Source organism: Enterobacter cancerogenus, assembly GCF_019047785.1.
Taxonomy (GTDB): domain Bacteria; phylum Pseudomonadota; class Gammaproteobacteria; order Enterobacterales; family Enterobacteriaceae; genus Enterobacter; species Enterobacter cancerogenus.
The window spans coordinates 357,946-379,644 of record NZ_CP077290.1; the positions used below are offsets into that span (position 1 = coordinate 357,946).

General features: G+C 55.5%; 24 protein-coding genes. 10 read left to right on the forward strand and 14 right to left on the reverse strand.

Annotated features, from left to right (window positions below):
* Positions 1-32: 32 nt before the first annotated feature.
* The gene (locus tag I6L58_RS01675) at positions 33-698 is read right to left on the reverse strand and encodes a MarC family NAAT transporter (RefSeq protein ID WP_006175246.1); all 666 of its coding nucleotides are present in this window, start codon (positions 696-698) and stop codon (positions 33-35) included.
* 255 nt (positions 699-953) lie between these two features.
* Here I6L58_RS01675 and marR point away from each other — a divergent pair, with 255 nt between their 5' ends.
* From marR to marB, 3 genes are read left to right on the forward strand one after another with little or no spacing between them, the layout of a single operon-like run.
* Positions 954-1,388, forward strand: a complete 435-nt coding sequence (gene marR / locus I6L58_RS01680; RefSeq protein ID WP_042319808.1) for a multiple antibiotic resistance transcriptional regulator MarR — start codon at positions 954-956, stop codon at positions 1,386-1,388.
* A 20-nt stretch (positions 1,389-1,408) separates the two neighbouring features.
* Positions 1,409-1,789: an MDR efflux pump AcrAB transcriptional activator MarA gene (gene marA / locus I6L58_RS01685; protein WP_001303241.1), complete on the forward strand. Its 381-nt coding sequence runs from the start codon at positions 1,409-1,411 to the stop codon at positions 1,787-1,789.
* Between the two features lie 32 nt (positions 1,790-1,821).
* The gene (marB, locus tag I6L58_RS01690; protein ID WP_042319804.1) at positions 1,822-2,037 is read left to right on the forward strand and encodes a multiple antibiotic resistance protein MarB; all 216 of its coding nucleotides are present in this window, start codon (positions 1,822-1,824) and stop codon (positions 2,035-2,037) included.
* Positions 2,038-2,073: 36 nt separating this feature from the next.
* Here marB and eamA read toward each other — a convergent pair whose 3' ends face one another.
* A complete protein-coding gene (gene eamA / locus I6L58_RS01695) occupies positions 2,074-2,973 on the reverse strand; it encodes an O-acetylserine/cysteine exporter (RefSeq protein ID WP_088209085.1) in 900 nt (299 codons plus the stop codon).
* 189 nt (positions 2,974-3,162) lie between these two features.
* Here eamA and ydeE point away from each other — a divergent pair, with 189 nt between their 5' ends.
* Entirely contained in the window at positions 3,163-4,356 is a 1,194-nt protein-coding gene (ydeE, locus tag I6L58_RS01700) for an efflux MFS transporter YdeE (RefSeq protein WP_088209084.1), read from the forward strand.
* Between the two features lie 109 nt (positions 4,357-4,465).
* Here the strand turns inward: ydeE and zinT are convergent, their stop codons facing one another.
* The 3 genes from zinT to I6L58_RS01715 form a co-directional block, all read right to left on the reverse strand.
* Positions 4,466-5,107 (reverse strand): metal-binding protein ZinT, encoded by a 642-nt coding sequence (gene zinT / locus I6L58_RS01705; protein WP_058608793.1) that lies wholly within the window; start codon positions 5,105-5,107, stop codon positions 4,466-4,468.
* A 58-nt stretch (positions 5,108-5,165) separates the two neighbouring features.
* On the reverse strand, positions 5,166-6,272 hold the full coding sequence (locus I6L58_RS01710) for a cobalamin-independent methionine synthase II family protein (protein WP_088209083.1): 1,107 nt from the start codon (positions 6,270-6,272) through the stop codon (positions 5,166-5,168).
* 155 nt (positions 6,273-6,427) lie between these two features.
* A complete protein-coding gene (locus I6L58_RS01715; protein WP_088209082.1) occupies positions 6,428-6,841 on the reverse strand; it encodes a rhodanese-like domain-containing protein in 414 nt (137 codons plus the stop codon).
* Positions 6,842-6,914: 73 nt separating this feature from the next.
* On the opposite strand from I6L58_RS01715, the gene ftrA reads away from it, so the two are divergent.
* Positions 6,915-7,916: a transcriptional regulator FtrA gene (ftrA, locus tag I6L58_RS01720; RefSeq protein WP_088209197.1), complete on the forward strand. Its 1,002-nt coding sequence runs from the start codon at positions 6,915-6,917 to the stop codon at positions 7,914-7,916.
* A gap of 145 nt (positions 7,917-8,061) precedes the next feature.
* On the opposite strand, the gene I6L58_RS01725 is transcribed toward ftrA, so the two are convergent.
* The gene (locus I6L58_RS01725; RefSeq protein ID WP_006175230.1) at positions 8,062-8,424 is read right to left on the reverse strand and encodes a hypothetical protein; all 363 of its coding nucleotides are present in this window, start codon (positions 8,422-8,424) and stop codon (positions 8,062-8,064) included.
* A 220-nt stretch (positions 8,425-8,644) separates the two neighbouring features.
* On the opposite strand from I6L58_RS01725, the gene I6L58_RS01730 reads away from it, so the two are divergent.
* Positions 8,645-8,875 carry a DUF2554 family protein gene (locus I6L58_RS01730; RefSeq protein WP_058608827.1) on the forward strand — a complete coding sequence of 77 codons (231 nt, stop codon included), beginning with the start codon at positions 8,645-8,647 and terminating at the stop codon, positions 8,873-8,875.
* Here I6L58_RS01730 and I6L58_RS01735 read toward each other — a convergent pair whose 3' ends face one another.
* Together I6L58_RS01735 and I6L58_RS01740 are read right to left on the reverse strand one after the other, a co-directional pair.
* Positions 8,876-10,837 (reverse strand): peptidase U32 family protein, encoded by a 1,962-nt coding sequence (locus I6L58_RS01735; RefSeq protein ID WP_088209081.1) that lies wholly within the window; start codon positions 10,835-10,837, stop codon positions 8,876-8,878.
* An 80-nt stretch (positions 10,838-10,917) separates the two neighbouring features.
* A complete protein-coding gene (locus I6L58_RS01740; RefSeq protein WP_042319789.1) occupies positions 10,918-11,445 on the reverse strand; it encodes a helix-turn-helix domain-containing protein in 528 nt (175 codons plus the stop codon).
* A 92-nt stretch (positions 11,446-11,537) separates the two neighbouring features.
* On the opposite strand from I6L58_RS01740, the gene I6L58_RS01745 reads away from it, so the two are divergent.
* Complete coding sequence (locus tag I6L58_RS01745) at positions 11,538-12,704, forward strand: benzoate/H(+) symporter BenE family transporter (protein ID WP_088209080.1); 1,167 nt, start codon at positions 11,538-11,540, stop codon at positions 12,702-12,704.
* On the opposite strand, the gene I6L58_RS01750 is transcribed toward I6L58_RS01745, so the two are convergent.
* Entirely contained in the window at positions 12,684-13,556 is an 873-nt protein-coding gene (locus I6L58_RS01750; protein ID WP_006175222.1) for an AraC family transcriptional regulator, read from the reverse strand. The two genes, I6L58_RS01745 and I6L58_RS01750, sit on opposite strands and share 21 nt — an antisense overlap.
* 173 nt (positions 13,557-13,729) lie before the next feature.
* On the opposite strand from I6L58_RS01750, the gene I6L58_RS01755 reads away from it, so the two are divergent.
* The gene (locus I6L58_RS01755) at positions 13,730-14,626 is read left to right on the forward strand and encodes a DMT family transporter (protein WP_088209079.1); all 897 of its coding nucleotides are present in this window, start codon (positions 13,730-13,732) and stop codon (positions 14,624-14,626) included.
* Positions 14,627-14,659: 33 nt separating this feature from the next.
* Here the strand turns inward: I6L58_RS01755 and I6L58_RS01760 are convergent, their stop codons facing one another.
* Complete coding sequence (locus I6L58_RS01760) at positions 14,660-15,334, reverse strand: DUF3313 domain-containing protein (RefSeq protein ID WP_006175214.1); 675 nt, start codon at positions 15,332-15,334, stop codon at positions 14,660-14,662.
* Between the two features lie 132 nt (positions 15,335-15,466).
* The gene (locus I6L58_RS01765; protein ID WP_006175212.1) at positions 15,467-17,062 is read right to left on the reverse strand and encodes an ABC transporter substrate-binding protein; all 1,596 of its coding nucleotides are present in this window, start codon (positions 17,060-17,062) and stop codon (positions 15,467-15,469) included.
* 111 nt (positions 17,063-17,173) lie between these two features.
* Between I6L58_RS01765 and pepT the strand changes: the two genes are divergently transcribed.
* Positions 17,174-18,403 carry a peptidase T gene (pepT, locus tag I6L58_RS01770; RefSeq protein WP_088209078.1) on the forward strand — a complete coding sequence of 410 codons (1,230 nt, stop codon included), beginning with the start codon at positions 17,174-17,176 and terminating at the stop codon, positions 18,401-18,403.
* Here pepT and tehB read toward each other — a convergent pair.
* Positions 18,400-18,993, reverse strand: coding sequence for a tellurite resistance methyltransferase TehB (tehB, locus tag I6L58_RS01775; RefSeq protein WP_006175209.1), 594 nt, complete (start codon positions 18,991-18,993; stop codon positions 18,400-18,402). The two genes, pepT and tehB, sit on opposite strands and share 4 nt — an antisense overlap.
* On the reverse strand, positions 18,990-19,994 hold the full coding sequence (gene tehA / locus I6L58_RS01780) for a dicarboxylate transporter/tellurite-resistance protein TehA (RefSeq protein ID WP_088209077.1): 1,005 nt from the start codon (positions 19,992-19,994) through the stop codon (positions 18,990-18,992). The genes tehB and tehA overlap by 4 nt, the downstream gene beginning before the upstream one ends.
* A 122-nt stretch (positions 19,995-20,116) precedes the next feature.
* Between tehA and ydcK the strand changes: the two genes are divergently transcribed.
* Positions 20,117-21,097 carry a YdcK family protein gene (ydcK, locus tag I6L58_RS01785; RefSeq protein WP_088209076.1) on the forward strand — a complete coding sequence of 327 codons (981 nt, stop codon included), beginning with the start codon at positions 20,117-20,119 and terminating at the stop codon, positions 21,095-21,097.
* Here ydcK and rimL read toward each other — a convergent pair.
* Positions 21,092-21,631, reverse strand: coding sequence for a 50S ribosomal protein L7/L12-serine acetyltransferase (gene rimL, locus I6L58_RS01790; protein WP_058608803.1), 540 nt, complete (start codon positions 21,629-21,631; stop codon positions 21,092-21,094). The two genes, ydcK and rimL, sit on opposite strands and share 6 nt — an antisense overlap.
* Between the last annotated feature and the right edge of the window lie 68 nt (positions 21,632-21,699).

A 21,699-nucleotide genomic window follows, 5' to 3' on the forward strand; every position in this document is an offset into this window, starting at 1 on the left:
ACCCCGTTTGCGCAGCGCCGTCGGGCATGACGCTAATGGTAGGTTTTTATAATTTCCAGCACGCCGTTAATAATAAACTGCACGCCCATACACACCAGCAGGAAGCCCATCAGCCGCGAGATGGCTTCTATCCCGCCCTTGCCAACCCAGCGCATAATCGCCCCTGAACTGCGCAAAGAGGCCCATACGATAATGCCGATCAACGCGAAGATCAGCGGTGGTGCAACGGTAATCACCCAGTCCGGAAAAGTGGACCCGTCGCGTACCGTTGAGGCGGAGCTGATGATCATTGCAATGGTCCCCGGGCCCGCCGTGCTCGGCATGGCCAGGGGAACGAAGGCGATGTTAGTCGACGATTCGTTTTCCATCTCTTCGGATTTACTTTTAGCTTCCGGTGACTCGTGCGCTTTCTGCGCCGGGAACAGCATCCTGAAGCCGATAAACGCCACAATCAGCCCACCCGCAATCCGCAGACCGGGGATGGAGATCCCGAAGGTGTTCATCACCAGCTGCCCGGCATAATAGGCCACCATCATGATGGCAAACACATACACCGAGGCCATCATCGACTGACGATTGCGCTCGGCGCTGTTCATGTTCCCTGCCAGCCCCAAAAAGAGCGCAACCGTGGTCAGTGGGTTAGCCAGCGGCAGCAACACCACCAGCCCAAGACCAATTGCTTTAATCAAATCCACCATAATGTGTCGCTGTCCTTATCCATTTTCAACACCGCAAGTATAGGGTGAAACCCACTCGCGGAGCCACGGATACAACGTAAGGATTATTTGCGTACAGAAAAATAACCCTGCGTTATGTAATTGATATAAAAGCGTTCAAAAAAAGTTCATGAAACGTTTTAGCAATTCGTGGCATCGGCTGATTCATTCAGTTGACTTATACTTGCCTGAGCAATAATATCTGCCGTGACTAAACTACTTGCCAGGGCAACCATTGTGAAAAGCACCAGTGACCTCTTTAACGACATAATTCCACTGGGTCGTCTTATTCACATGGTGAATCAGAAGAAAGATCGCCTGCTCAATGACTATCTCTCTCCGCTGGATATCACCGCAACACAGTTCAAAGTGCTGTGTTCCATTCGCTGCGAAGTGTGTATCACGCCGGTTGAGCTGAAGAAGGTGCTCTCTGTCGATCTCGGTGCGTTAACCCGCATGCTGGATCGCCTGGTCTGCAAGGGGTGGATAGAACGTAGCCCTAACCCGAATGACAAACGTGGCGTACTGGTGAAACTCACCAGCGACGGCGCGGAGATGTGTGAGCAATGTCATCAATTAGTAGGACTAACACTGCACCAGGAACTAACAAAAAACTTAACGGCAGATGAAGTGGCAACACTTGAGCTTTTGCTTAAGAAAATACTGCCGTAATACAGAAAAGAGGTATGACGATGTCCAGACGCAATACTGACGCTATCACCATTCATAGCATTTTGGACTGGATCGAAGATAACCTGGAATCGCCGCTCTCCCTTGAAAAGGTGTCAGAGCGTTCAGGTTACTCAAAATGGCACCTGCAACGGATGTTCAAAAAAGAGACCGGTCATTCATTAGGTCAATACATTCGTAGCCGCAAGCTGACGGAAATTGCCCAAAAGCTAAAAGAAAGCAATGAACCGATCCTTTATCTGGCGGAGCGTTACGGCTTTGAGTCACAGCAAACCCTGACGCGGACGTTTAAGAACTATTTCGACGTGCCGCCTCATAAGTATCGTATTACCAGTATGCCGGGTGAATCCCGTTATCTGTATCCACTTAAACATTGCAGTTAATCATCGCCTTTAAAGACGTAACCGAGGAAATCATGAAATTCACCGCCTCCGCCGCCCTCGCCCTGCTGGCGCTTATTTCCAGCCAGGCCTTCGCGGAGCAAACACACTGTGCAACGCAGCAAAACAGTTGTAACACGATAGTTTTGCCGTCAGCACATGACCAGTCTCCCTATGATTTTAACCATATGGGCGCTGGCAGCGACAAATCCGACGAATTAGGCGTGCCGTACTACAACCACGACCTCTGATTCGTTTTTGCCCCGCAGATGCGGGGCTTTTTTTGCCTATCCCCTTGCCCGCCTCATTCGCATGACGCGCAATCCAAAGACGTTGATATACAGACCCGCCATAATCAGCACCGCGCCAAACAGCTGCAATGCGCTCAGTTCTTCATCCAGCAGGATGGCCGCGCTGGCAAGCCCGACCACCGGCACGAGCAAGGATAATGGCGCCACGCGCCACGTTTCGTAGCGGCCCAGCAGCGATCCCCAGATGCCATACCCGACAATGGTCGCGATAAACGCCAGATAGATAAGCGACAAAATAGTGGTGAGATCAATCTCAACCAGGCTGTTAAGCATCAGCTGCGGCCCGTCCAGAACAAACGACGCGGCCATGAAAGGTATGATGGGAATTAAGGCGCTCCAGACCACCAGCGACATCACCGGCGGAGGCGCATCATGCTGCATGATCAGCTTGTTGAAGATGTTTCCGCACGCCCAGCTTAGCCCCGCCGCCAGCGTCAGCATAAAGCCCAGCAGCGCAACGTGCTGGCCGTTGAGGCTGGCTTCAATCAGCACCAGCACGCCAAACACCGCGAGGGTAATCCCCGCCAGCTGTTTCCCCTGTAAACGTTCGCCAAAGACAAACGCCCCGAGAATGATGGTAAAGAACGCCTGCGCCTGCAGCACCAGCGAGGCCAGCCCGGCGGGCATACCGAATTTGATGGCGCAAAACAGAAAGGCAAACTGACCAAAGCTAATCGTCAGGCCATAGCCGAGCAGCAGTCTGAAGGGGATTTTCGGGCGGGCGACAAAAAAGAGCGCCGGAAACGCCACCAGCAGAAAACGCAACCCTGCCAACATTAGCGGGGGCATGTTATGCAGGCCCATTTTGATGACCACAAAATTGAGGCCCCACACCACAACCACCAGCAACGCCAGCAGTCCGTCTTTACGCGTCATACCCTGCCCCTGATTATTAAATTTTTGTAAACACTTCAAGGTAGCGAAAAAACAGCGGGAGGAAAAGATCATTAATTCTGGCAGTCAGACGCGGCACTTACGGATAAATCAGACGCTATACAATCCCCCGCATGTCGTGATACTCCTGAATGCACACAACAATAAGATTAAGCAATGTCGGGCAGGCATATGAAATCCTCACTCAGGCGCTCCACCGCAGCGTTACTGGCATCGTCACTGTTATTAACCATCGGTCGTGGGGCAACCTTGCCGTTTATGACCATCTATCTCACGCGCGTCTACAGCATGAGCGTGGAGAATATTGGCTATGCATTGACGGTGGCGCTGACCATTGGCGTGGTGTTCAGCCTCGGGTTTGGCATTCTGGCCGATAAGTTTGACAAGAAACGCTACATGCTTATCTCCATCGCGGCGTTTATCGCAGGTTTTGTGGCGATCCCGCTGGTGGATAACGTCACGCTGGTGGTACTGTTCTTCGCCCTCATTAACTGCGCCTACTCGGTTTTCTCCACGGTGCTAAAGGCCTGGTTCGCCGATGTGCTGACCTCCAGCGAAAAAGCGCGCGTTTTCTCACTGAACTACAGCTTTCTGAATATCGGCTGGACCATCGGGCCACCGATCGGCACGCTACTGGTCATGTACAGCCTGCAACTGCCGTTCTGGCTGGCGGCGTTCTGCGCCGCGCTGCCACTGGGCTTTATCCATTTCTGGGTGCAGAAAAGCGTCGCCCTGGATACGGCGCAGGAGACCACGCCCTGGCAGCCTTCCGTGCTGCTCAAAGACCGCGCCCTTTTCTGGTTCACGCTCTCCGGCCTGCTCGCCTCGTACGTGGGTGGCTCCTTTGCCAGCTGCATTTCACAATATGTTCTGGCGGCGAATGACGACAGCGATTTCGCCCAAAAGGTGGTCGCCGTGGTGCTGCCGGTTAACGCCGCCGTGGTGGTAACGCTGCAGTATGCGCTCGGGCGCAAAATCACTGCCCGCAACATTCGGCCATTGATGACCGTTGCGACGCTGTTCTTCATTCTGGGGCTGGGTGGGTTTATGTTCTCCGGCGAAAATCTGGTTTACTGGGGCATCGCCGCGGCGATCTTTACCCTGGGGGAGATTATTTATGCACCTGGTGAATACATGTTGATCGACAACATCGCCCCGCCGGGGATGAAAGCGAGCTATTTTTCCGCGCAGGCGCTCGGCTGGCTGGGCGCTGCGGCAAACCCGATGATCACCGGGATCATTCTCACCCATTTACCGCACTGGTCGCTGTTTGCGATTATGATGGCGGCCATTGTCGTGGCGTGGCTGATGATATTGCGTGGGATGCGCGTGAAGGCGTGGTGTGAAACGCCCAACGTGGCATGAGAAGTTTAACTGCCGGGTGGCGCTCCGCGTACCCGGCCTACATTCACGTCGTTGTAGGCCGGGTAAGGCGAAGCCGCCACCCGGCAAAATCAACAGCAAACGCAACAGCTTAGTGGTGCAACATCTCTTCTACAACCTGCTCTTTGTACATCTCGTTAGGATAGTAGGTCGGCCAGTTATCCATCTCTTTCAGCAGCGCGTCGTGTGAGGTATTGCCCATAAAGATATGGAAGTGCGCAGAGGCTTTCGGCGCGATGGTGTGGTCGCTGAACTGCACGAATTTCGGTGCCTTGCTGCTGGCGTCCTTACACTCGAACAGATAACGCACCCCTTTTTTGCCTGAGGTGTAGGTCAAAATTTTGTAGCCACTGTAGTCATAATGGCAACGGCTGACCTCTTTGCCCTTATGGAATTCCATCACGTTATCTTCGATGCCAATGGTGTCGACGTCGGTCGCATAGCCGGTGCGGTAGTAGGCTTTCACTTCATCAAAGGATTTGCTTTTGTCTTTTTCCGCTTTCTTTTTGAAAACCGGATCCAGCGAGCCGTCGAGTAAGAAAGGATAGACCGACTGCCAGACGCCGTCCCAGTCGGACAGTTTTCTGTCCTTAACGTCTTTGTCTTCAAAAACGCCGTTTGCCGCTTTCTGCTCCGCTTCCGTCATCTGGTGACCGTGCGAATGCGCAAACAGCTGGCCGCTGACCAGCAGGGCCCCCAGAGTCATTGCAAATTTTCCAATATGTGCAGCCACAACAAAACCCTCACTCCGTGTTATAAGAGTGAGGTATGTTATATTATAACATTTCAGATCACAACCAGACTTCGCTGGCGATTTGCGTGACCAGCCGTACTTTGTCCCACTGCTGATCTTCACTCAGGCTGTTGCCCTCTTCCGTGGAGGCAAAACCGCACTGCGGGCTGAGGCAAATTTGCGCTTTGGCGACGTACTGCGACGCCTCTTCCAGACGCGCTTTAACGCCCTCCGGGTTTTCCAGCTCGCCGTTTTTAGTGGTAATAAGCCCCAGCACCACCTGCTGTTTGCCGGGACGCACAAATCGTAATGGCGCGAAATCACCGCTGCGGTCGTTATCGTATTCCAGGAAGAAGGCATCGACGTTGACGGTGCCGAACAGGGTTTCCGCCACCGGTTCATAGCCCCCTTCGGAGATCCACGTCGAGCGGAAGTTACCGCGACAGACATGCAGACCAATGGTCAGATCGTCCGGCTTGCCTTCCAGCGCCTTGTTCAGCACGCGCGCATAGATACGCGCCAGTTCGTCGGGATCATCCCCGCGCTCGCGGATCTGCCGGCGCTGGTCGTCTGAACAGAGATACGCCCAGACGGTATCATCCAGCTGCAGATAGCGGCATCCCGCCTCATAAAACGCGTGGATCGCATTACGCCAGGTGGTCGCCAGGTCGTCAAAATAGATGTCGAGATCCGGATAAACCGTCGCATCGATATCTTTGCGACCGCCCCTGAAGTGCAGCACGCTCGGGCTTGGGATAGTCATCTTCGGCTGCGCGTTGCCGCTGATGCTTTTAAGATAACGGAAATCTTCCAGCATAGGATGGTCGCCAAAGCCGAGCTTGCCCGTCACGCGAACCCCGTGAGCTTTGGTCTGTACGCCGTTAAACTGAATGCCCTGCTGCGAATCGTAGCGCTCGACGCCCTGCAAACCGTCGAAGAAATCGAAGTGCCACCAGGCCCGACGAAATTCGCCGTCGGTGACAACATGCAGGCCGCAGGCGCACTGTTGTTCGACAACATGGCGGATGGCCTCATCTTCCACTGCCCGCAGCTGCCCGGCATCAATTTCACCCCGGGCGAACTGCACGCGAGCCTGTTTGATGGCGTCCGGACGTAAGAAACTGCCGACTACGTCGGCGCGGTATGGGGCGTGTTGTCGCTGCATGGCAATCTCCTTTGGCTGTCGGCGATAGTTGCCGACAGTGATAATTCAGTATTTGAATTTTAGACTTCTGGATGTCTAAATGTCCAAAAAAGATGCCATACCTGCCGCCCGGCGACAACTGAGAAAATTTCACGGGTGATGAAATAAATTCATCATCACCGCCCGACAGGGGAATGTTGCGCCGCAAATTCGAACTGTTCGTCCTCCCAGCCGGTGATGCCACCGATCATGATTTTGACCGGCCGACCCAGGCGCGCCAGCTGCAGCGCCGCTCTGTCCGCCCCGTTACAGTGCGGGCCAGCGCAGTAAACCACGAACAGCGTTCCGGCCGGCCAGTGCGCCATGCGATCTTCGGTCATCTGCCGCCAGGGCAAGTGCAGCGCACCGGGTATGTGACGACGGGCAAACTGCTCAGCACTGCCGACGACGTGCAGCAGCACAAAGTCCTGCTCAGGGTTGTTAAGCGCATGATGGACGTCCGCGCAGTCCGTCTCGACGCTCAGCCGGCGCAGAAAGTGTGCCGCAGCGTCCTGCGCCCCGGCAGCCGGAAATTCAGTAACATAGCTCATGATCCTTCCTCATTGTTGGCGTTTGTGTTACCACTACTTTATTGAATAATTCAGCCAGTGAATGCCCCCGTTTATGCCAGAAAACAGCCAAAAGATGACAACCTTACGTCAGCAAACCGGCCCCCGCGTCGTCGTCCTGGCCTACGACGGGTTATGCACCTTTGAGTTCGGCGTGGCGGTGGAGATTTTTGGCCTCCCGCGCCCGGAAATGGGCGAGTCCTGGTATCGGTTTGCCGTTGCGGGCGTTGACGAGGGTGAACTGCGGGCCACAGGTGGGATACGGATCGTGACGGATGGCAATCTGAGCCTGCTTGATGACGCCGACCTGGTCATCATTCCCGGGTGGCGTGGTGTGGATGAGCCGGTTCCACCGGCGCTGTGTCAGGCACTGCGCGTGGCGAACGCCCGCGGCTGCCAGGTGCTTACCATCTGCTCCGGCGTCTTTGTTCTGGCGGCAACCGGCCTGCTCGACGGGCGAAAAGCCACCACCCACTGGCGCTACATCGACACGCTGAAAACGCGCTTTCCGGCGATTAACGTGGTTGAAGATGTGCTGTATCAGGATGAGGGGGATATGTTGACCTCCGCGGGCAGCGCGGCAGGTATTGATTTATGTCTGCATGTGGTGCGCCGGGATTACGGCGTCGAGGCGGCCAACCGGGTGGCGCGCCGGCTGGTTATTCCCCCGCACCGGGACGGTTCGCAGACGCAGCAGCCCAACCACCCGGTCGCCCAGCTGCGTGAGAGCAAACGCCTTGGTCAGCTGTTTGATTATCTCCACCAGCACCTGAGCTCACCGCACACGGTTGACGCGCTGGCGCAGCGGGTTGGCATGAGCCAGCGAACATTCCTGCGGCGCTTCCAGGATGCCACCGGCACGACGCCCACGCGCTGGCTGCTGAATGCGCGCCTGATGCAGGCGAAGGCGTTTCTGGAACACAGCCGCTTAAGCGTCGAGAACATTGCAGAGCAGACGGGATTCGGGCAGGCAAGTACGCTTCGTCACCACTTCCGCCTGCAGTTTTCGCAAACACCGGCCCAGTACCGTAAAGCCTGTGCGCTAAAAGCCCGGTAAAACGGCAAAAAAAACCGCCATAATCTGGCGGTAAATGCTTGCATGGATAGATTTGTATTTTGGTCTCTACGTCCCGACACATCAGGCCGGGCTGCGGAACACCCAAACTCTACCATCCACTGATTCAACAGAGATTAAACAACATTTAGCCTGGCTGCGTATTAATTTGCAGATAACGCATCAGCCCCACCGTTGCACTCTGTTTTGCCTCATCATTGATAGCTTCGAGATAAAACGGACGTGAAACCCCGTACGGTGCACGGTCGGCTGGATACACGGCAAACTGGAACGTTTTACCGCTAGCCTGGGTGGTGCAACCTAATTCCCAGTATTGATCGTTCTTTTTTGTACTATTGCAGGCGACCCGGCCCACGTCGCTGGTCAAATAGGAACTTACGCGTGTTTCTGCAGACTGAATATATTCGGGTTTGTCATCCCAGGAATAGCTCACACAGGCCGTAACGCCCAGCGCAATGACAAGTAGCGCAACACCTAATACCTTACCCATTAAATCGTACCCATTCCTTAGTCAGAAGATTCTTATTATATATCAAAAACTGATAAATCTAAGTGATGATTGCACACCATAAATGGCAGTGACATTTTGCCCATTAAATGCTCTGACCAGACATAAATTGACGTTTGCTTTGCGCTTATTTGAAATATCGAATAATAACCTGAGGGAATTATCGGCATGATAGCCGCAAATGTTATTCAGTGGTGAAGTTATGTTGAAGCAAGGGTTATCTATTGTAATGCTTGTGTGCGCACTGTTCTCAGGCCAGGTGATGGCCGGACATAAAGGGCATGAATATTTGTGGGTCAGGACGGTCGATCACCAGCTTCGCCATGAGGCGGACAGTGATGAGCTTAGAGCGGTTGCGGAGGAGTCAGCGGAAGGTCTGCGCGAACACCATTCCTGGCAGAAGTCGCGCAAACCGGAGACCTATTTTCGCTAGTTAGCTTTTACGTTTTGGCAGGGTTTTCATCAGCTCGTCAGGGCTGACGGAGGCCACAATGCTGCCCGGCTGCGGCATTTTGAAGATGTGATTTTTCATTTTGCCAATGACGTGCATTTCACACGGGCGGCAGTCAAATTTCAGGGTTAACACCTCGTCCCCGTTGACCAGCTGCATCGGCGTGGCTTTCCAGCTTTTGATGTTGCCTTTTGCCTGTTTCGGGCAGAGGTTAAAGGCGAAGCGCAGACAATGTTTGGTGATCATCACCGGGACATCGCCCTTCTCTTCATGCGCCTCGTAAGCCGCGTCGATCAACTGCACACCGTGGCGGTGGTAAAACGCCCGTGCTTTGTGGTTGTAGACGTTCGCCAGGAAGGATAAATGGGTGTCAGGGTAAACGGGCGCAGGCACGGTTTCTGCTTTACGGCTGCCGCGCGGGTACTGGGCCAGGCGCGCTGCGTCCAGCATGTCTGCCGTTTCACGACGGAACTGGTTTAACAGGCTGTTCGGGACAAACAGCGCGTCCGCCAGTTTCACGTCGATGTTGCGGGCGTAGTACAGCGTCTGCCCCAGTTTCGCCACGCCATCCTTCAGGTTGTTCAGCGCTTTTTCCGGATTGGTCGCGACGTCAAACATGCCGTCGAGGGTATGCGTAACGCTAACACCATCCTCACAGGTCATAGTCAGGATCAGCTGCTCTTCCCAGCCCCCCAGCTCAATATCGACCGCAATACGGCGCTCGCTGGAGGTTTTCAGCAGCGCCTGCTGCCAGTTGTGATCGAGGTTACGGTTGAGCGCAGCATGGGGACGCGCTTTGTAGAGATCGGCAGGCATTTCGTTGGGCCAGACGCGATAGCGGTTTTCCCCGGTCTTCTCCACCGTGTTGGCGCGGAATCCCACCACGTCACGTTTGATCATTACGTTCAGGCCATCGCCGTTTGCCAGCGGCTCGGTCACTTCCACATCCAGATAGTCTTTCGCGACTTTCAGCACTTCGCCAACCTGCAGGCCGACAAACTTCGGTGAATCGAACGCGCCAATATCCCCTTTACGCGCGTTCACGAAGTAGTCTGTGCTGCCGCGGTGGAAGGTTTTATCCGTGGACGGGATAAAGAAATGCTCTGTCCGCCCCGCCGACGCGCGCGCCAGATCCCCGCGATCGTCGATGATCGCATCCAGCATCTGGCGGTAATGCGCGGTGATGTTCTTCACGTAGCTCATGTCTTTGTAGCGCCCTTCAATCTTGAAGGAGCGCACGCCGGCGTCGATCAGCGCGCCAAGGTTGGCCGTCTGATCGTTGTCTTTCATCGACAGCAGGTGTTTTTCGAACGCGACGACGCGGCCCTGATCGTCTTTCAGGGTATACGGCAGACGGCAGGCCTGCGAGCAGTCTCCGCGGTTGGCGCTACGCCCGGTCTGGGCGTGAGAAATGTTGCACTGACCGGAGTAGGCAACGCACAGCGCGCCGTGAATGAAGAACTCAATCGTCGCATCCGTTGCCTGGTGAATATCGCGGATCTGGTTCAGGTTCAGCTCTCGCGCCAGAACGATTTGCGAAAAACCGACGTCAGAGAGGAACTTCGCTTTTTCCACGGTACGGATATCGCACTGGGTGCTGGCATGAAGCTCAATCGGTGGGATGTCCAGCTCCAGTACGCCCATGTCCTGAACGATCAGGGCATCTACGCCCGTTTCGTACAGGTCGGTGATCAGACGCTGCGCAGGTTCCAGCTCATCATCATGAAGAATGGTGTTCAGGGTCACAAACACCTTTGCGCCGTAGCGGTGGGCGAACGGCACCAGACCGGCAATATCGCTCAGGCTGTTGCTGGCGTTATGGCGGGCACCAAAGCCCGGGCCGCCAATGTAGACGGCATCGGCACCGTGAAGGATCGCTTCACGGGCGATGGCGGCGTCGCGGGCCGGGCTTAACAGTTCAAGATGATGGGAGTGCAGGCGCATACTTCGTCGTTATCCGTTATGGTCAAAATGGCGGCTATTGTAGTCAGAACTCTGCGCCAACGGAACCATTTTACGTACCCTCAGCGGGGATAATGGATCAGCGAATGAAAATGCACGGTGCGGGTGCCGCTGTTGCGGTAGGCGTGCGGTTTGTCGCCCGCAAAACGGACCCCGGAATCGGCGGCGATCGTGCGCCAGACACCGTCGATATTCATCTCCAGTTCGCCGCTTATCACCACCACATGTTCAATCACCCCGGCCTCGTGGGGCGTGGATTCGCTCAGGGCACCCGGCGCCAGGGTAATGGAGAAATGGTCAAACTTTAATGCCTCATCCCAGGGAAACAGCGGTTTAACCACCATCGCCTGCTGCTGAGGGTCGTAAACCGCCGGGGATTCAGCCTCTGGCGTAATGAATGCCGAAAACGGCACGTTCAGGCCGGTGGCAATCTTCCACAGCGTCGAGACCGTCGGGCTGGATTCGTTGCGTTCAATCTGCCCCAGCATCGCTTTTGAGACGCCGGTCTTTTCTGCCAGCATCGATAAACTCCATCCGCGCGCCTGGCGTAGCGCCTTCAACGTGGATGCAAGGTGTTGTGTCATGTCCATAGTCCCTCCATTAGCGGATAGCATACCACTTGTGCGCTATAACGCACAGTGATACCGTATATCGGACGTTATAACGCACAACGGAGTTTTTTATGCGCAGTCCCTCTCCTCTCTTCCCAGCCATGCTGGCCGGGTTCGTTGCCGTACTGGTTGGGTACGCCAGCTCGGCGGCCATCATCTGGCAGGCTGCCGCTGCAGCGGGTGCCAGCGCGCAGCAGATTGCCGGCTGGATGACCGCCCTCGGGATTGGCATGGGGATCAGCACCCTCGCGTTGTCGTGGTGGTACAAAGCGCCGGTGCTGACGGCCTGGTCAACGCCCGGCGCGGCGCTGCTGGCCACCAGCCTGAACGGCGTCCCGCTTTCGGAAACCATCGGCATTTTTATCTTTGCCAATGCGCTGATCCTGTTGTGCGGCGCGACCGGGCTGTTTGCGCGCCTGATGCAGCTGATCCCCCATTCACTCGCCGCGGCGATGCTGGCCGGGGTGTTACTCCATTTTGGCCTGCAGGCTTTCAGCCATCTTGACGGTCATCTTCTGCTCTGCGGCAGTATGCTGCTCGCCTGGCTGCTGGCGAAAGCCCTTGCGCCGCGCTATGCCATCGTCGCAACTTTACTCACTGGCATCGCAGCAGCATGGGCCGGAGGTGACATTGTCACAAATAAGATTGTTCTCTCTTTCGTCATGCCTGAGTTTGTGGTGCCGACCTTCTCTTTCAGCAGCCTAATAAGCATCGGGCTACCCTTCTTCCTCGTCACCATGGCCTCACAAAATGCCCCCGGTTTTGCCACCATGAAGGCGTCCGGGTATCCGCTGGAGGTATCGCCGCTGATGATCTTTACCGGCGGGCTGGCCCTGCTGCTTTCGCCCTTCGGCGTGTTTTCGATCTGTATCGCCGCCATTACCGCGGCCATCTGCCAAAGCCCGGATGCACACCCGGACGCCGGTAAACGCTGGATAGCGGCCGCCGCCGCAGGGGTGTTTTACCTGCTGGCCGGTCTGTTTGGCGGCTCCATCACCGGGTTGATGGCTGCCCTGCCGTTGAGCTGGATCCAGACGCTGGCCGGGCTGGCGCTGCTCAGCACTATCAGCGGCAGCCTTTACCAGGCGTTGCACAACGAAACGGAGCGGGACGCAGCCATTATCACCTTTCTGGTGACCGCCAGCGGCGTAACGATGATGGGGATTGGTTCGGCGTTCTGGGGGCTTATCCTGGGCGGACTGTGCTACGGCGTGTTTTCACACCTTCGTCGCGCGTAACTGTGACGGGGTGACGCCCAGCACGCTGCGAAAGCGGTTGCTGAAATGGCTGGCGGAGTTAAATCCGCAGGCCATCGCGATATCAGTGAGCGGCATGGCGGTGTGCTGGATCAGCGCTTTGGCCTTTTCCATCCGCCGGTGCATGACGTACTGGTGCGGGGCTTGCCCCATAGACTGGCGGAACATCCTGGCGAAATGATATTCGCTCAGCGCCGCCTGGCTTGCCAGATCCGCCAGAGTCAGCGGCTGCGCGAGGTTTTCCTCGATAAACGCCACCACGTTGCGCAGTACAAACGGCGATAGCCCGCCGGTCACCACCGGCAGTTTCCACTGCACGTTGGCGTAATTCTGCAAAAGATGGGTCAGCAGCAGCGTTGATGCCGTGCTCAGGGTGAGCTGATTGGCTTTTTGCTGCCAGTCGCAGCCGAGCAAAAACTGCCGGTACAGGGCGGTAATTTTTGGGTCGCTGCCGAAGATTTTTTCGTCCAGTGTGAGCGACAGTGGCCGTTTGTCCCAGATCTTCTCCCCGACGTCCCGTAAATGTTCGTCGGTACAGTAGAGATGCACAAACGACAGGTCATCGCGGATATCCCAGGTCGATTCGCTCTCTTTGGGCATCAGGCAAAAACGATCGGGGCCGCCGCCGTTCTTCCAGCCGCCCGGCGTTTTTTGGTAACTCTCGTAACCGTCCGCCACGTACAGGCTCAGCGTATGGTGGTTACTTTTAACGGTGATCGTATCGTGCTTGTTGTACCACGCCGCCAGCTGAATGCCGGAGTTGAGCGCCACGGTTTCCCGAAGCACCGCGTTCTGCTGGCGTAGCGTTTCAAAGGTGTCGTAAGCGTGAGACATGGCCGTTAACAGGTGATTAATCAGAGTGTCAGTCTAAGAAGTGTTGCAGCCACTTGCCAGATCCCGGCGGATAAAAAAGCGCAAGAATTTGCAAGTCCTGCGCAAACCGTTGAAAGCCAGCCCGGGAAGAACGCGCCACACTCTCCTTTTCGCCGTGACGTAAGAGAGGAACAATGAACGCACTACTGTACGGGCTGGTGGTTATCATCTGGGGAACCACCTGGATCGCCATTTTTCTGCAACAGGGGCCGGTTGCGGCGCCCGTGTCGATTTTCTGGCGCTTCGCCGTCGCCAGCGCCACGATGATGATCGTACTGGTTACCCTGCGTCGCTTGCGCAGGCTGGCGGTACGGGATCACCTCTTCTGCGTACTTCAGGGATGTTGCGTCTTCTGTTTCAACTTCTGGTGTTTTTACACCGCGGCGGCGCATATCAACACCGGGCTGGAGTCAGTTATCTTCTCGATGGCAGTGCTGTATAACGCCATTAACAGCTTCATCTTCTTCGGGCAGCGCCCGCCGGCACGATTCTGGACGGCAGCCGCGCTGGGCCTGACGGGAATTGTCACCCTCTTCTGGGACGATCTGCTGGCGAGCGGCTGGAGCGCCTCGCTGCTGACCGGGATTGGCCTTTCAGCGCTTGGTACCTATGGGTTCTCGCTGGGCAATATGATCAGTATGCGTCATCAGCGCAACGGGCTGGAAACCATGACGACCAACGCCTGGGCGATGCTTTACGGAACGGTAATCATGGGCGTCATTGCGTTGTTCCGCGGCGATAGCTTTGTGCCGGAGTGGACGGTGACCTACCTGGGCGCTCTGCTGTATCTTGCCCTGTTCGGATCGGTAATTGCGTTTGGCGCGTACTTTACGCTGGTGGGACGCATCGGCCCCGGGAAAGCGGCTTACAGTACGCTGCTGTTTCCACTGGTGGCGTTGACTATCTCAACATTTTACGAGGGGTATGTCTGGCACATGAATGGGATCGTGGGGTTAGTGCTGATCCTGGGCGGGAATATGGTGATGTTTACGAAACCGGAGACCTGGTTCAGACGTCTGCGGATGGCGTGAAAAATAAGGCCTGCACATTGCAGGCCTTATCCATTATTTCGCAGTCTTATTCACATCAAACATGGTGGCGTCCGTCGCCATGTCATCAACCACCTGCTTCAGCGTCTGGAAGGTCAGCGGCGTATTTTCATTCGCCAGCTCTTTCCCTTCTCCTTTACGAACCACCTTCACCACCGGTTTGTTGGTGGCGGCATCAATCAGCTCACCTTCAAAGAACAGATGCGTGTCCATGGTGCGATGCCCGGTCGCCATCTGCGTGCCGGCCACGACCAGCGCAACAGGAACCACTTCGTAGAACTGCAGCCCCTCTTTCTGCGAGCTGACGCCGGTGATTGCGCCACGGAAGATCAGGCTGTGTTTACCCGGGGTGGTGACAATCTGTTTACGCTGGGCAACGGCCGCTTTCAGCTTGTCGTTGGTGTAATTGCGCAACTCATCAAGCGTGCGTTTACCAATCTGCGTAGTGGGTTTGGGTTCCGGATAATAGGTAATCGGCGTCCAGATAATGCTGTCGTAATTATCGGGGTTATACGACGGATCTACCCAACGCAGCGTGGGTTTCCCCGTCGCAGACGTTGTTTGTTGCAAGCCAGAGTAGTCTTTTAAAAAACCAGAAAACTGGTCAGGTGCTGCGACTTTAGAGGCACAGCCCGCCATTGCCAAAAGGCCGGAGAGCAACGCGACCTTAAACAGGGAATGAGTACGCATGATGGGATTCCAGGTTATCTGCAAGTATGCAGTTGAAGTTATAGCAAAAAAGGGGGCGTCTGTTGTGGCAAAAAATGACGATGGCAGCACAAAATGCGAAAAGATTGCCCGGCGCGCCGGGCAATTCAGATATTACTTATTCATATCCACCTGCCAGAACAGATGTTTGCCAAACGGGTCAATTTCGTAGCCTGTCACCTCTTTTCGCACCGGCTCGAAAATGGTGGAATGCGCAATCATCACGGCGGGCATCTGGTCGTGCATCATCTGCTGTGCCTCTTTATACAGCGCGACACGTTTATCGCGATCGGTTATCGATTTTGCTTCGGCGATAACCTTGTCGAACGGCTTATAGCACCACCTGGCCGAGTTCGACCCGCCATTCGCCGAGGTACAGGTAAAGAGCGGCCCGAAGAAGTTGTCCGGATCTCCCGTCGCGGTGGTCCAGCCCATCAACGCCGCCTGATGTTCACCGCCCTTCACGCGCTTGAGGTATTCCCCCCACTCATACGTCACGATTTTGGTCTGCACGCCGATCTTCGCCCAGTCTGCCTGAATCATCTCTGCCATGCGTTTGGCGTTGGGGTTGTACGGACGCTGCACCGGCATCGCCCACAGATCGATGCTTACCCCGTTGGCGAATCCGGCCTCTTTTAAGAGCGCTTTTGCCTTCTCAGGATCCCAGGCGTAATCCTTGAGCTTATCGTCCGCGCTCCAGACGCCCGGCGGCAGCAGATTTTTCGCCTCCGTACCTGTGCCGTGGAACACCGCATCAATGATCGCCGGTTTGTTAATCGCCATTGCCAGCGCCTGGCGAACTTTTACGTTATCCAGCGGCGGTTTCTGGGTGTTGAAAGCGAGAAAACCGGTGTTGAGCCCGGCCTTGCTCATCAGGTTAATGTCCTTGTTCGCCTTCATGCGCGGCAGATCTGCCGGGTTCGGGAAAGGCATCACCTGACACTCGTTCTTCTCGATTTTGGCAAACCGTACCGAGGCATCCGGCGTGATGGTGAACACCAGACGATCGAGCTTTGATTTGCCCTGCCAGTATTCCGGGAACGCCGTGAACAGGATGCGGGAATCCTTCTGGTATTGCGCCAGCTTAAACGGCCCGGTGCCAATCGGATCCATGTCCACCTTCTCTGGCGTGCCCGCTTTAAGCATCGCGTCAGCATATTCCGCTGACAGGATCGAGGCGAAATACCAGGCCAGGTCAGCCACGAACGGCGCTTCCGGATGGGCCAGCGTGAAGCGCACCGTATGGTCATCGACCTTATCGATAGCGACGATCAGGCTGCCGAACTCCAGGCTCTCGAAGTTGGAATAGCTGCCATTAGAGACGTTATGGTAAGGATGATTAACGTCCTTCTGGCGCATGAACGAAAAGATCACGTCGTCGGCGTTGAAGTCGCGCGTCGGCGTAAACGCTTTGTTGCTCTGGAATTTAACGCCTTTACGCAGGTGGAAGGTATATACCTTGCCGTCCTCGCTCACCTCCCAGCGTTCTGCGAGGCTCGGTACCAGCTCCGTGGTGCCCGGTTTAAAATCCACCAGCCGGTTATAGACCGGTACAGCGCTGGCATCCACGCTGGTGCCGGAGGTATACAGTTGAGGGTTGAAGTTTTCTGGCGATCCTTCGGAGCAATACACCAGCGTTTTTGCCGCGACGGTGGAACTGACCGTCAGCGCAGCAAGTGCCAGAGTTAACGTTGTAAGTTTGCAATTCATTGGCTGATCCTGTCTTTTTAATTCGACGGCTAATTAATTCTTTTGCCATTTCATAAATAACATTAAAGTGAGATTGCAAACACCTGATAAAACAAAAAAGAAGGAATCACTATGGCTTCCCCCCTCTCCAGACAATTAACCCAACGCTTTTTTCGCTATCTCGCCATTACCAGCCAGAGCGATCCGAAAGCGGAAACCCTGCCCTCCACGCCGGGCCAGCATGACATGGCGCGTGAGCTGGCTAACGAGTTGAAAGATCTGGGTTTAAGCGACATAGCGATCGATGAATTCGCCACCGTCACCGCGATAAAAAAGGGAAATGTTGAGGGCGCACCACGAATTGGATTTATTACCCATATCGATACCGTTGATGTCGGATTATCACCGGATATTCATCCACAAATATTAACCTTTCGCGGTGAAGACCTCTGTTTGAATAAAGAGAAAGACATCTGGCTTCGCGTAAAAGAGCACCCTGAAATTCTGGCTTACCCTGATGAAGAGATTATTTTTAGCGACGGAACCAGCGTATTAGGCGCAGATAATAAATCCGCCGTTACCGTGGTCATGACCTTGCTTGAAAACCTGACGGCAGAACATCGCCATGGCGACATTGTCGTGGCGTTTGTGCCCGACGAAGAGATTGGTTTGTGTGGTGCCAAAGCGCTGGACCTGGCACGTTTCGACGTGGACTTTGCCTGGACCATCGACTGCTGTGAGCTGGGCGAGATTGTGTATGAGAACTTCAACGCCGCAGCGGCGGAGATCCGTTTCACCGGCGTCACCGCGCACCCGATGTCAGCCAAAGGCGTGCTGGTAAACCCGCTGCTGATGGCCGCTGATTTCATCAGCCATTTCGATCGCCAGCAAACCCCGGAATGTACCGAGGGACGTGAAGGTTATATCTGGTTCAACGGCATTCAGGCCGGGCAAAGTGAGGCGATGCTCAAGGCAAACATTCGTGATTTCGATACCGCAGGCTTTGCCGCACGTAAGCAGCAGATCGCAATCGTGGCAGAGAAGATAGCCGCGCAGCACCCAACGGCCAGGGTCGCATTCCACATAGAGGATACGTACAGCAACATCAGCAACGCAATTGGGGAAGACAGGCGCGCCATCGACCTGATGTTTGAGGCCATGACGTCGCTTGGCATTACGCCAAAACCGACGCCCATGCGCGGCGGTACGGACGGCGCAGCGCTGTCAGCCAAAGGGCTGCTGACCCCGAACTTCTTTACCGGTGCCCATAACTTCCATTCGAAGTTTGAGTTTCTCCCGCTCAGTTCGTTCGAGGCCTCTTACCACACCGCCCTTCAGCTCTGTCTGCTGGCCGCGCGTTAAGCTGGCTTGCGCGCCAGAAGCGTGGCGAAGCGCAGTTTAATGCGGTTGCCGTTCTCGTCGGTGCGGTGTAACTCACCGACCTCTTCGTTGTACTTGAGCAACTCCCAGCCTTCATAGTAGTTGCTCAGTTCGCCCGTTTTGAACGCGAACGGGAAGCCCACGGTGCAAGGGTAATCCTCCGTGTCCATCGCGGCGACAATCAGGTTATACCCGCCCGGTTTGGTGCACTGCTGCATATTGGCAATCAGGCCGGGAATGGTCTTCGCTTCCAGGAACATCATCACCACGGTGGAGAGGATAAAATCGTACTCGCCGTCAAAGCTGAGGGTGTTCAGGTCTTTGATCGCCGTCTGCAAATGGCTAATCCCTTCTGCCGCTTTGATGCGCTCGATGTTATCAATGCTCATGGGATTTTTATCCCAGGCGGTCACATCATAGCCGTTGGCCGCCAGATACAGGCTGTTGCGCCCGTTACCGCAGCCCAGATCAAGGGTTTTACCCGGCTTGACGATCCCGGCGCTGTACAGCACCTCAGAGTGCGTACGGGTGAGGCCATATTTTTCGGTGAAGTAGTTCTCGTCAACAGTCATTTCTTTTCCTCAGATTGCATAAGCTGTGCTTTGTCAGCGCGCACCAGAAGTTTGCCCTGCATCAGCAAGATAAACGTACGAACCAGCAGCATCGCAATGATGATGTTGGTAAAAATAAACAGCGGAATGGCGATGGCGTGAAAGAAGCCCGACGGGCTGCTATGCCCTAAGTGCAGGCCGGTGGTTGCCAGCGCGGAGACGCCGAACGAGAAACTCCAGAACGACGCGTTAAAGGGTTGAGACAGATACCACGGCATCAGGCGCAGCATAAACAGCAGCTGCAATAAACCATAGCCGAACAGCATTTTGGCAAAGGTATCGGCATCGCCCCCGTTTACGCTCAGCCAGGCGCTGCAGGCGACCAGCGCGGGCGCAAGCTGTATACCGAGCGAGGTACGAAGGGCTGACGGCAGTTCGCCAGCACTGCGCAGGCGTTGTAAAATCACCGGCTCGAGGCTAAGCCACGAAAATACCCCCGCCCCGAGAAACACCAGGCCCGCATCGTTAAACCCGAGCGCCCCGCAGGCCATCGCGCTAATAAAGTTATTGGCCACGGTAGGCAGATACAAACCGGGCGTGGTCGCCTCTTCCGGATGTTTCCCACGCCACAGCCCTGCACTTTGCCAGGCCGCATAGCCGAGCTGTATCACCACGCCAGCGACGAATAACACCAGCGACAGCGGACGATACCAGGGGACAAAACCGATCGCCACCAGCATGGTTGTGGCCGGAAAAAGGCTGACGAAGCTGCTCATCACCGGATGGCGCATCTCTGCCAGCACGCTGTGCGGAAACCGGATTGCGCGGCTGATAAACGCCAGCGTCAGTAAAAACCAGATTGCCACCGCCAGCGCGACCAGTATATCGCCGGGCCAGTGCGACACCGGCCAGAGTGTACTGGCATAGCGCCACGCAAAGCCCATCCCAATGGTTCCCAGCACCATGCCGAAATAGCCTGCGGGCAAGTTAAGAGCTTGTTGGGAAGTGTTATTTTTATGCATTTATTTGATATTTTAAAATGTATTTGAAATGCCATTTTAAGGGGTTTCCGCACGGGACGCCAGCACTTCGAAACGCGGAAAATTTGCTACGTTTAGTAAAGACGCTTTTCAGAGAAAACAGAATGAAAAAATACCGGCTTAGCGACGAGACGCGGATCTGGCACAGCCAAAACGACGAGCCCCGCTCCCCGATTATCTTACGGCAGCTTATCGCCACGATGGATTTCAACGATGTCGCCAGCGGCAATAAAGGCGGCTGGGTTGAAGATGAGAGTGCCCTCGCGCACGAAGGGCACTGCTGGATATACGATGAAAACAGCGTAGTGTTTGCCGGCGCACGCGTTTGCGACAACGCTCGGATCACCCAGCCCTGCGTGATAAGCCATCGCGCGCAGGTAGGCGGCAACAGCTGGCTGGATGCGGCGCAGGTCAGCCATGGCGCGATAATAAGTGACAACGTCACCATCCAGCAGGCAATTGTGCGTGGCGAATGTCATATTTACGGTAACGCCCGCGTGCTTCACCACAGCCAGGTTATCGCCGCCAAAGGGTTAACCCCTGACCATGAGCAGATCCTGAAGATTTACGGCAACGCGACGGTGAGCGAATCGCGCATCGTCCATCAGGCGCAAATATACGGTGAAGCAATGGTGAGCAATGCCTTTGTTGAACACCGTGCGGAGGTGTTCGACCACGCCATTCTTGAGGGTAACGAACTTAATAACGTCTGGGTTTGCGACTGCGCAAAGGTCTACGGTCACGCCCGACTGATAGCGGGAAAAGAAGAGGACGCCATACCGACCCTGCGCTACAGCTCGCAGGTTGCAGAGAACGCCGTGGTCGAGGGGAACTGCGTGATCAAACATCATGTGCTGATCGGCGGTCAGGCGTGGTTACGCGGCGGGCCGATTCTGATAGACGACCGCGTGGTGATCCAGGGCCGGGCGCGTATCACTGGCGATGTGCTGATCGAGCATCGTATTGAGATCACAGACGATGCCGTTATAGAGGCCTTTGCAGGCGAGAGCATTCACCTGCGCGGCGAGAAGGTTATCAACGGCAGGCAGCGGATCACCCGCACGCCCCTGCTGGGTGCGCTATAGCGCGACGATTTTCGCGTACAGGTTAACGTCGTCAAAACGACCATTAAGGAACTCGGCCTGGCGCAGACAGCCTTCGAGCGTGAAACCGTTACGCTGTGCGACGCGGTTACTGTTGTGGTTAGCAACCCGACATTTGATGACGAAGCGACGAATTTCCCCGCGCCCGGCGTAATAACGTATAAAGGCCTGCAGCGCCTGAGACACAATCCCCTGCCCGTGATGCTCTTCATCCAGCCAGTAGCCGATGTATCCCGTTTTGTTTGCCGGTTCGATTGCGTTAAATGACAGCACGCCGGTTAACTGATCTTCGAGAAAAATCAGGAACATTTTGGCGTAACCACGCTGATGCAGCATTTGATTGCTCTGCACGTTACGCCGGGTGTCGTCTTCACTGCCGACGTGTTGCGCCCAGTCGAAGGCGGTTTGTAGCCAGGCTTTGTTTTTGACAACTAAATGATGCAGGACGGAGGTATAGCGCTCGTCGACGGCGCGAAGTTCAATATTCGGGGTGACGGGTATGATTTCTGAAGACATGTTCCCTCTCAATGGCCAGGTGGCGGACGCTGAAGGCACTGCCAGTGCCGGGTAAGCGTTAGCCCACC

Coding starts and splice junctions, on each gene's coding strand:
- I6L58_RS01675 (WP_006175246.1), bottom strand. CDS start 698: ATGGTGGATTTGATTAAAGCAATTGGTCTTGGGCTGGTGGTGTTGCTG.
- marA (WP_001303241.1), top strand. CDS start 1,409: ATGTCCAGACGCAATACTGACGCTATCACCATTCATAGCATTTTGGAC.
- marB (WP_042319804.1), top strand. CDS start 1,822: ATGAAATTCACCGCCTCCGCCGCCCTCGCCCTGCTGGCGCTTATTTCC.
- eamA (WP_088209085.1), bottom strand. CDS start 2,973: ATGACGCGTAAAGACGGACTGCTGGCGTTGCTGGTGGTTGTGGTGTGG.
- ydeE (WP_088209084.1), top strand. CDS start 3,163: ATGAAATCCTCACTCAGGCGCTCCACCGCAGCGTTACTGGCATCGTCA.
- I6L58_RS01710 (WP_088209083.1), bottom strand. CDS start 6,272: ATGCAGCGACAACACGCCCCATACCGCGCCGACGTAGTCGGCAGTTTC.
- I6L58_RS01715 (WP_088209082.1), bottom strand. CDS start 6,841: ATGAGCTATGTTACTGAATTTCCGGCTGCCGGGGCGCAGGACGCTGCG.
- ftrA (WP_088209197.1), top strand. CDS start 6,915: ATGCCAGAAAACAGCCAAAAGATGACAACCTTACGTCAGCAAACCGGC.
- I6L58_RS01725 (WP_006175230.1), bottom strand. CDS start 8,424: ATGGGTAAGGTATTAGGTGTTGCGCTACTTGTCATTGCGCTGGGCGTT.
- I6L58_RS01730 (WP_058608827.1), top strand. CDS start 8,645: ATGTTGAAGCAAGGGTTATCTATTGTAATGCTTGTGTGCGCACTGTTC.
- I6L58_RS01735 (WP_088209081.1), bottom strand. CDS start 10,837: ATGCGCCTGCACTCCCATCATCTTGAACTGTTAAGCCCGGCCCGCGAC.
- I6L58_RS01740 (WP_042319789.1), bottom strand. CDS start 11,445: ATGGACATGACACAACACCTTGCATCCACGTTGAAGGCGCTACGCCAG.
- I6L58_RS01745 (WP_088209080.1), top strand. CDS start 11,538: ATGCGCAGTCCCTCTCCTCTCTTCCCAGCCATGCTGGCCGGGTTCGTT.
- I6L58_RS01750 (WP_006175222.1), bottom strand. CDS start 13,556: ATGTCTCACGCTTACGACACCTTTGAAACGCTACGCCAGCAGAACGCG.
- I6L58_RS01755 (WP_088209079.1), top strand. CDS start 13,730: ATGAACGCACTACTGTACGGGCTGGTGGTTATCATCTGGGGAACCACC.
- I6L58_RS01760 (WP_006175214.1), bottom strand. CDS start 15,334: ATGCGTACTCATTCCCTGTTTAAGGTCGCGTTGCTCTCCGGCCTTTTG.
- I6L58_RS01765 (WP_006175212.1), bottom strand. CDS start 17,062: ATGAATTGCAAACTTACAACGTTAACTCTGGCACTTGCTGCGCTGACG.
- pepT (WP_088209078.1), top strand. CDS start 17,174: ATGGCTTCCCCCCTCTCCAGACAATTAACCCAACGCTTTTTTCGCTAT.
- tehB (WP_006175209.1), bottom strand. CDS start 18,993: ATGACTGTTGACGAGAACTACTTCACCGAAAAATATGGCCTCACCCGT.
- tehA (WP_088209077.1), bottom strand. CDS start 19,994: ATGCATAAAAATAACACTTCCCAACAAGCTCTTAACTTGCCCGCAGGC.
- ydcK (WP_088209076.1), top strand. CDS start 20,117: ATGAAAAAATACCGGCTTAGCGACGAGACGCGGATCTGGCACAGCCAA.
- rimL (WP_058608803.1), bottom strand. CDS start 21,631: ATGTCTTCAGAAATCATACCCGTCACCCCGAATATTGAACTTCGCGCC.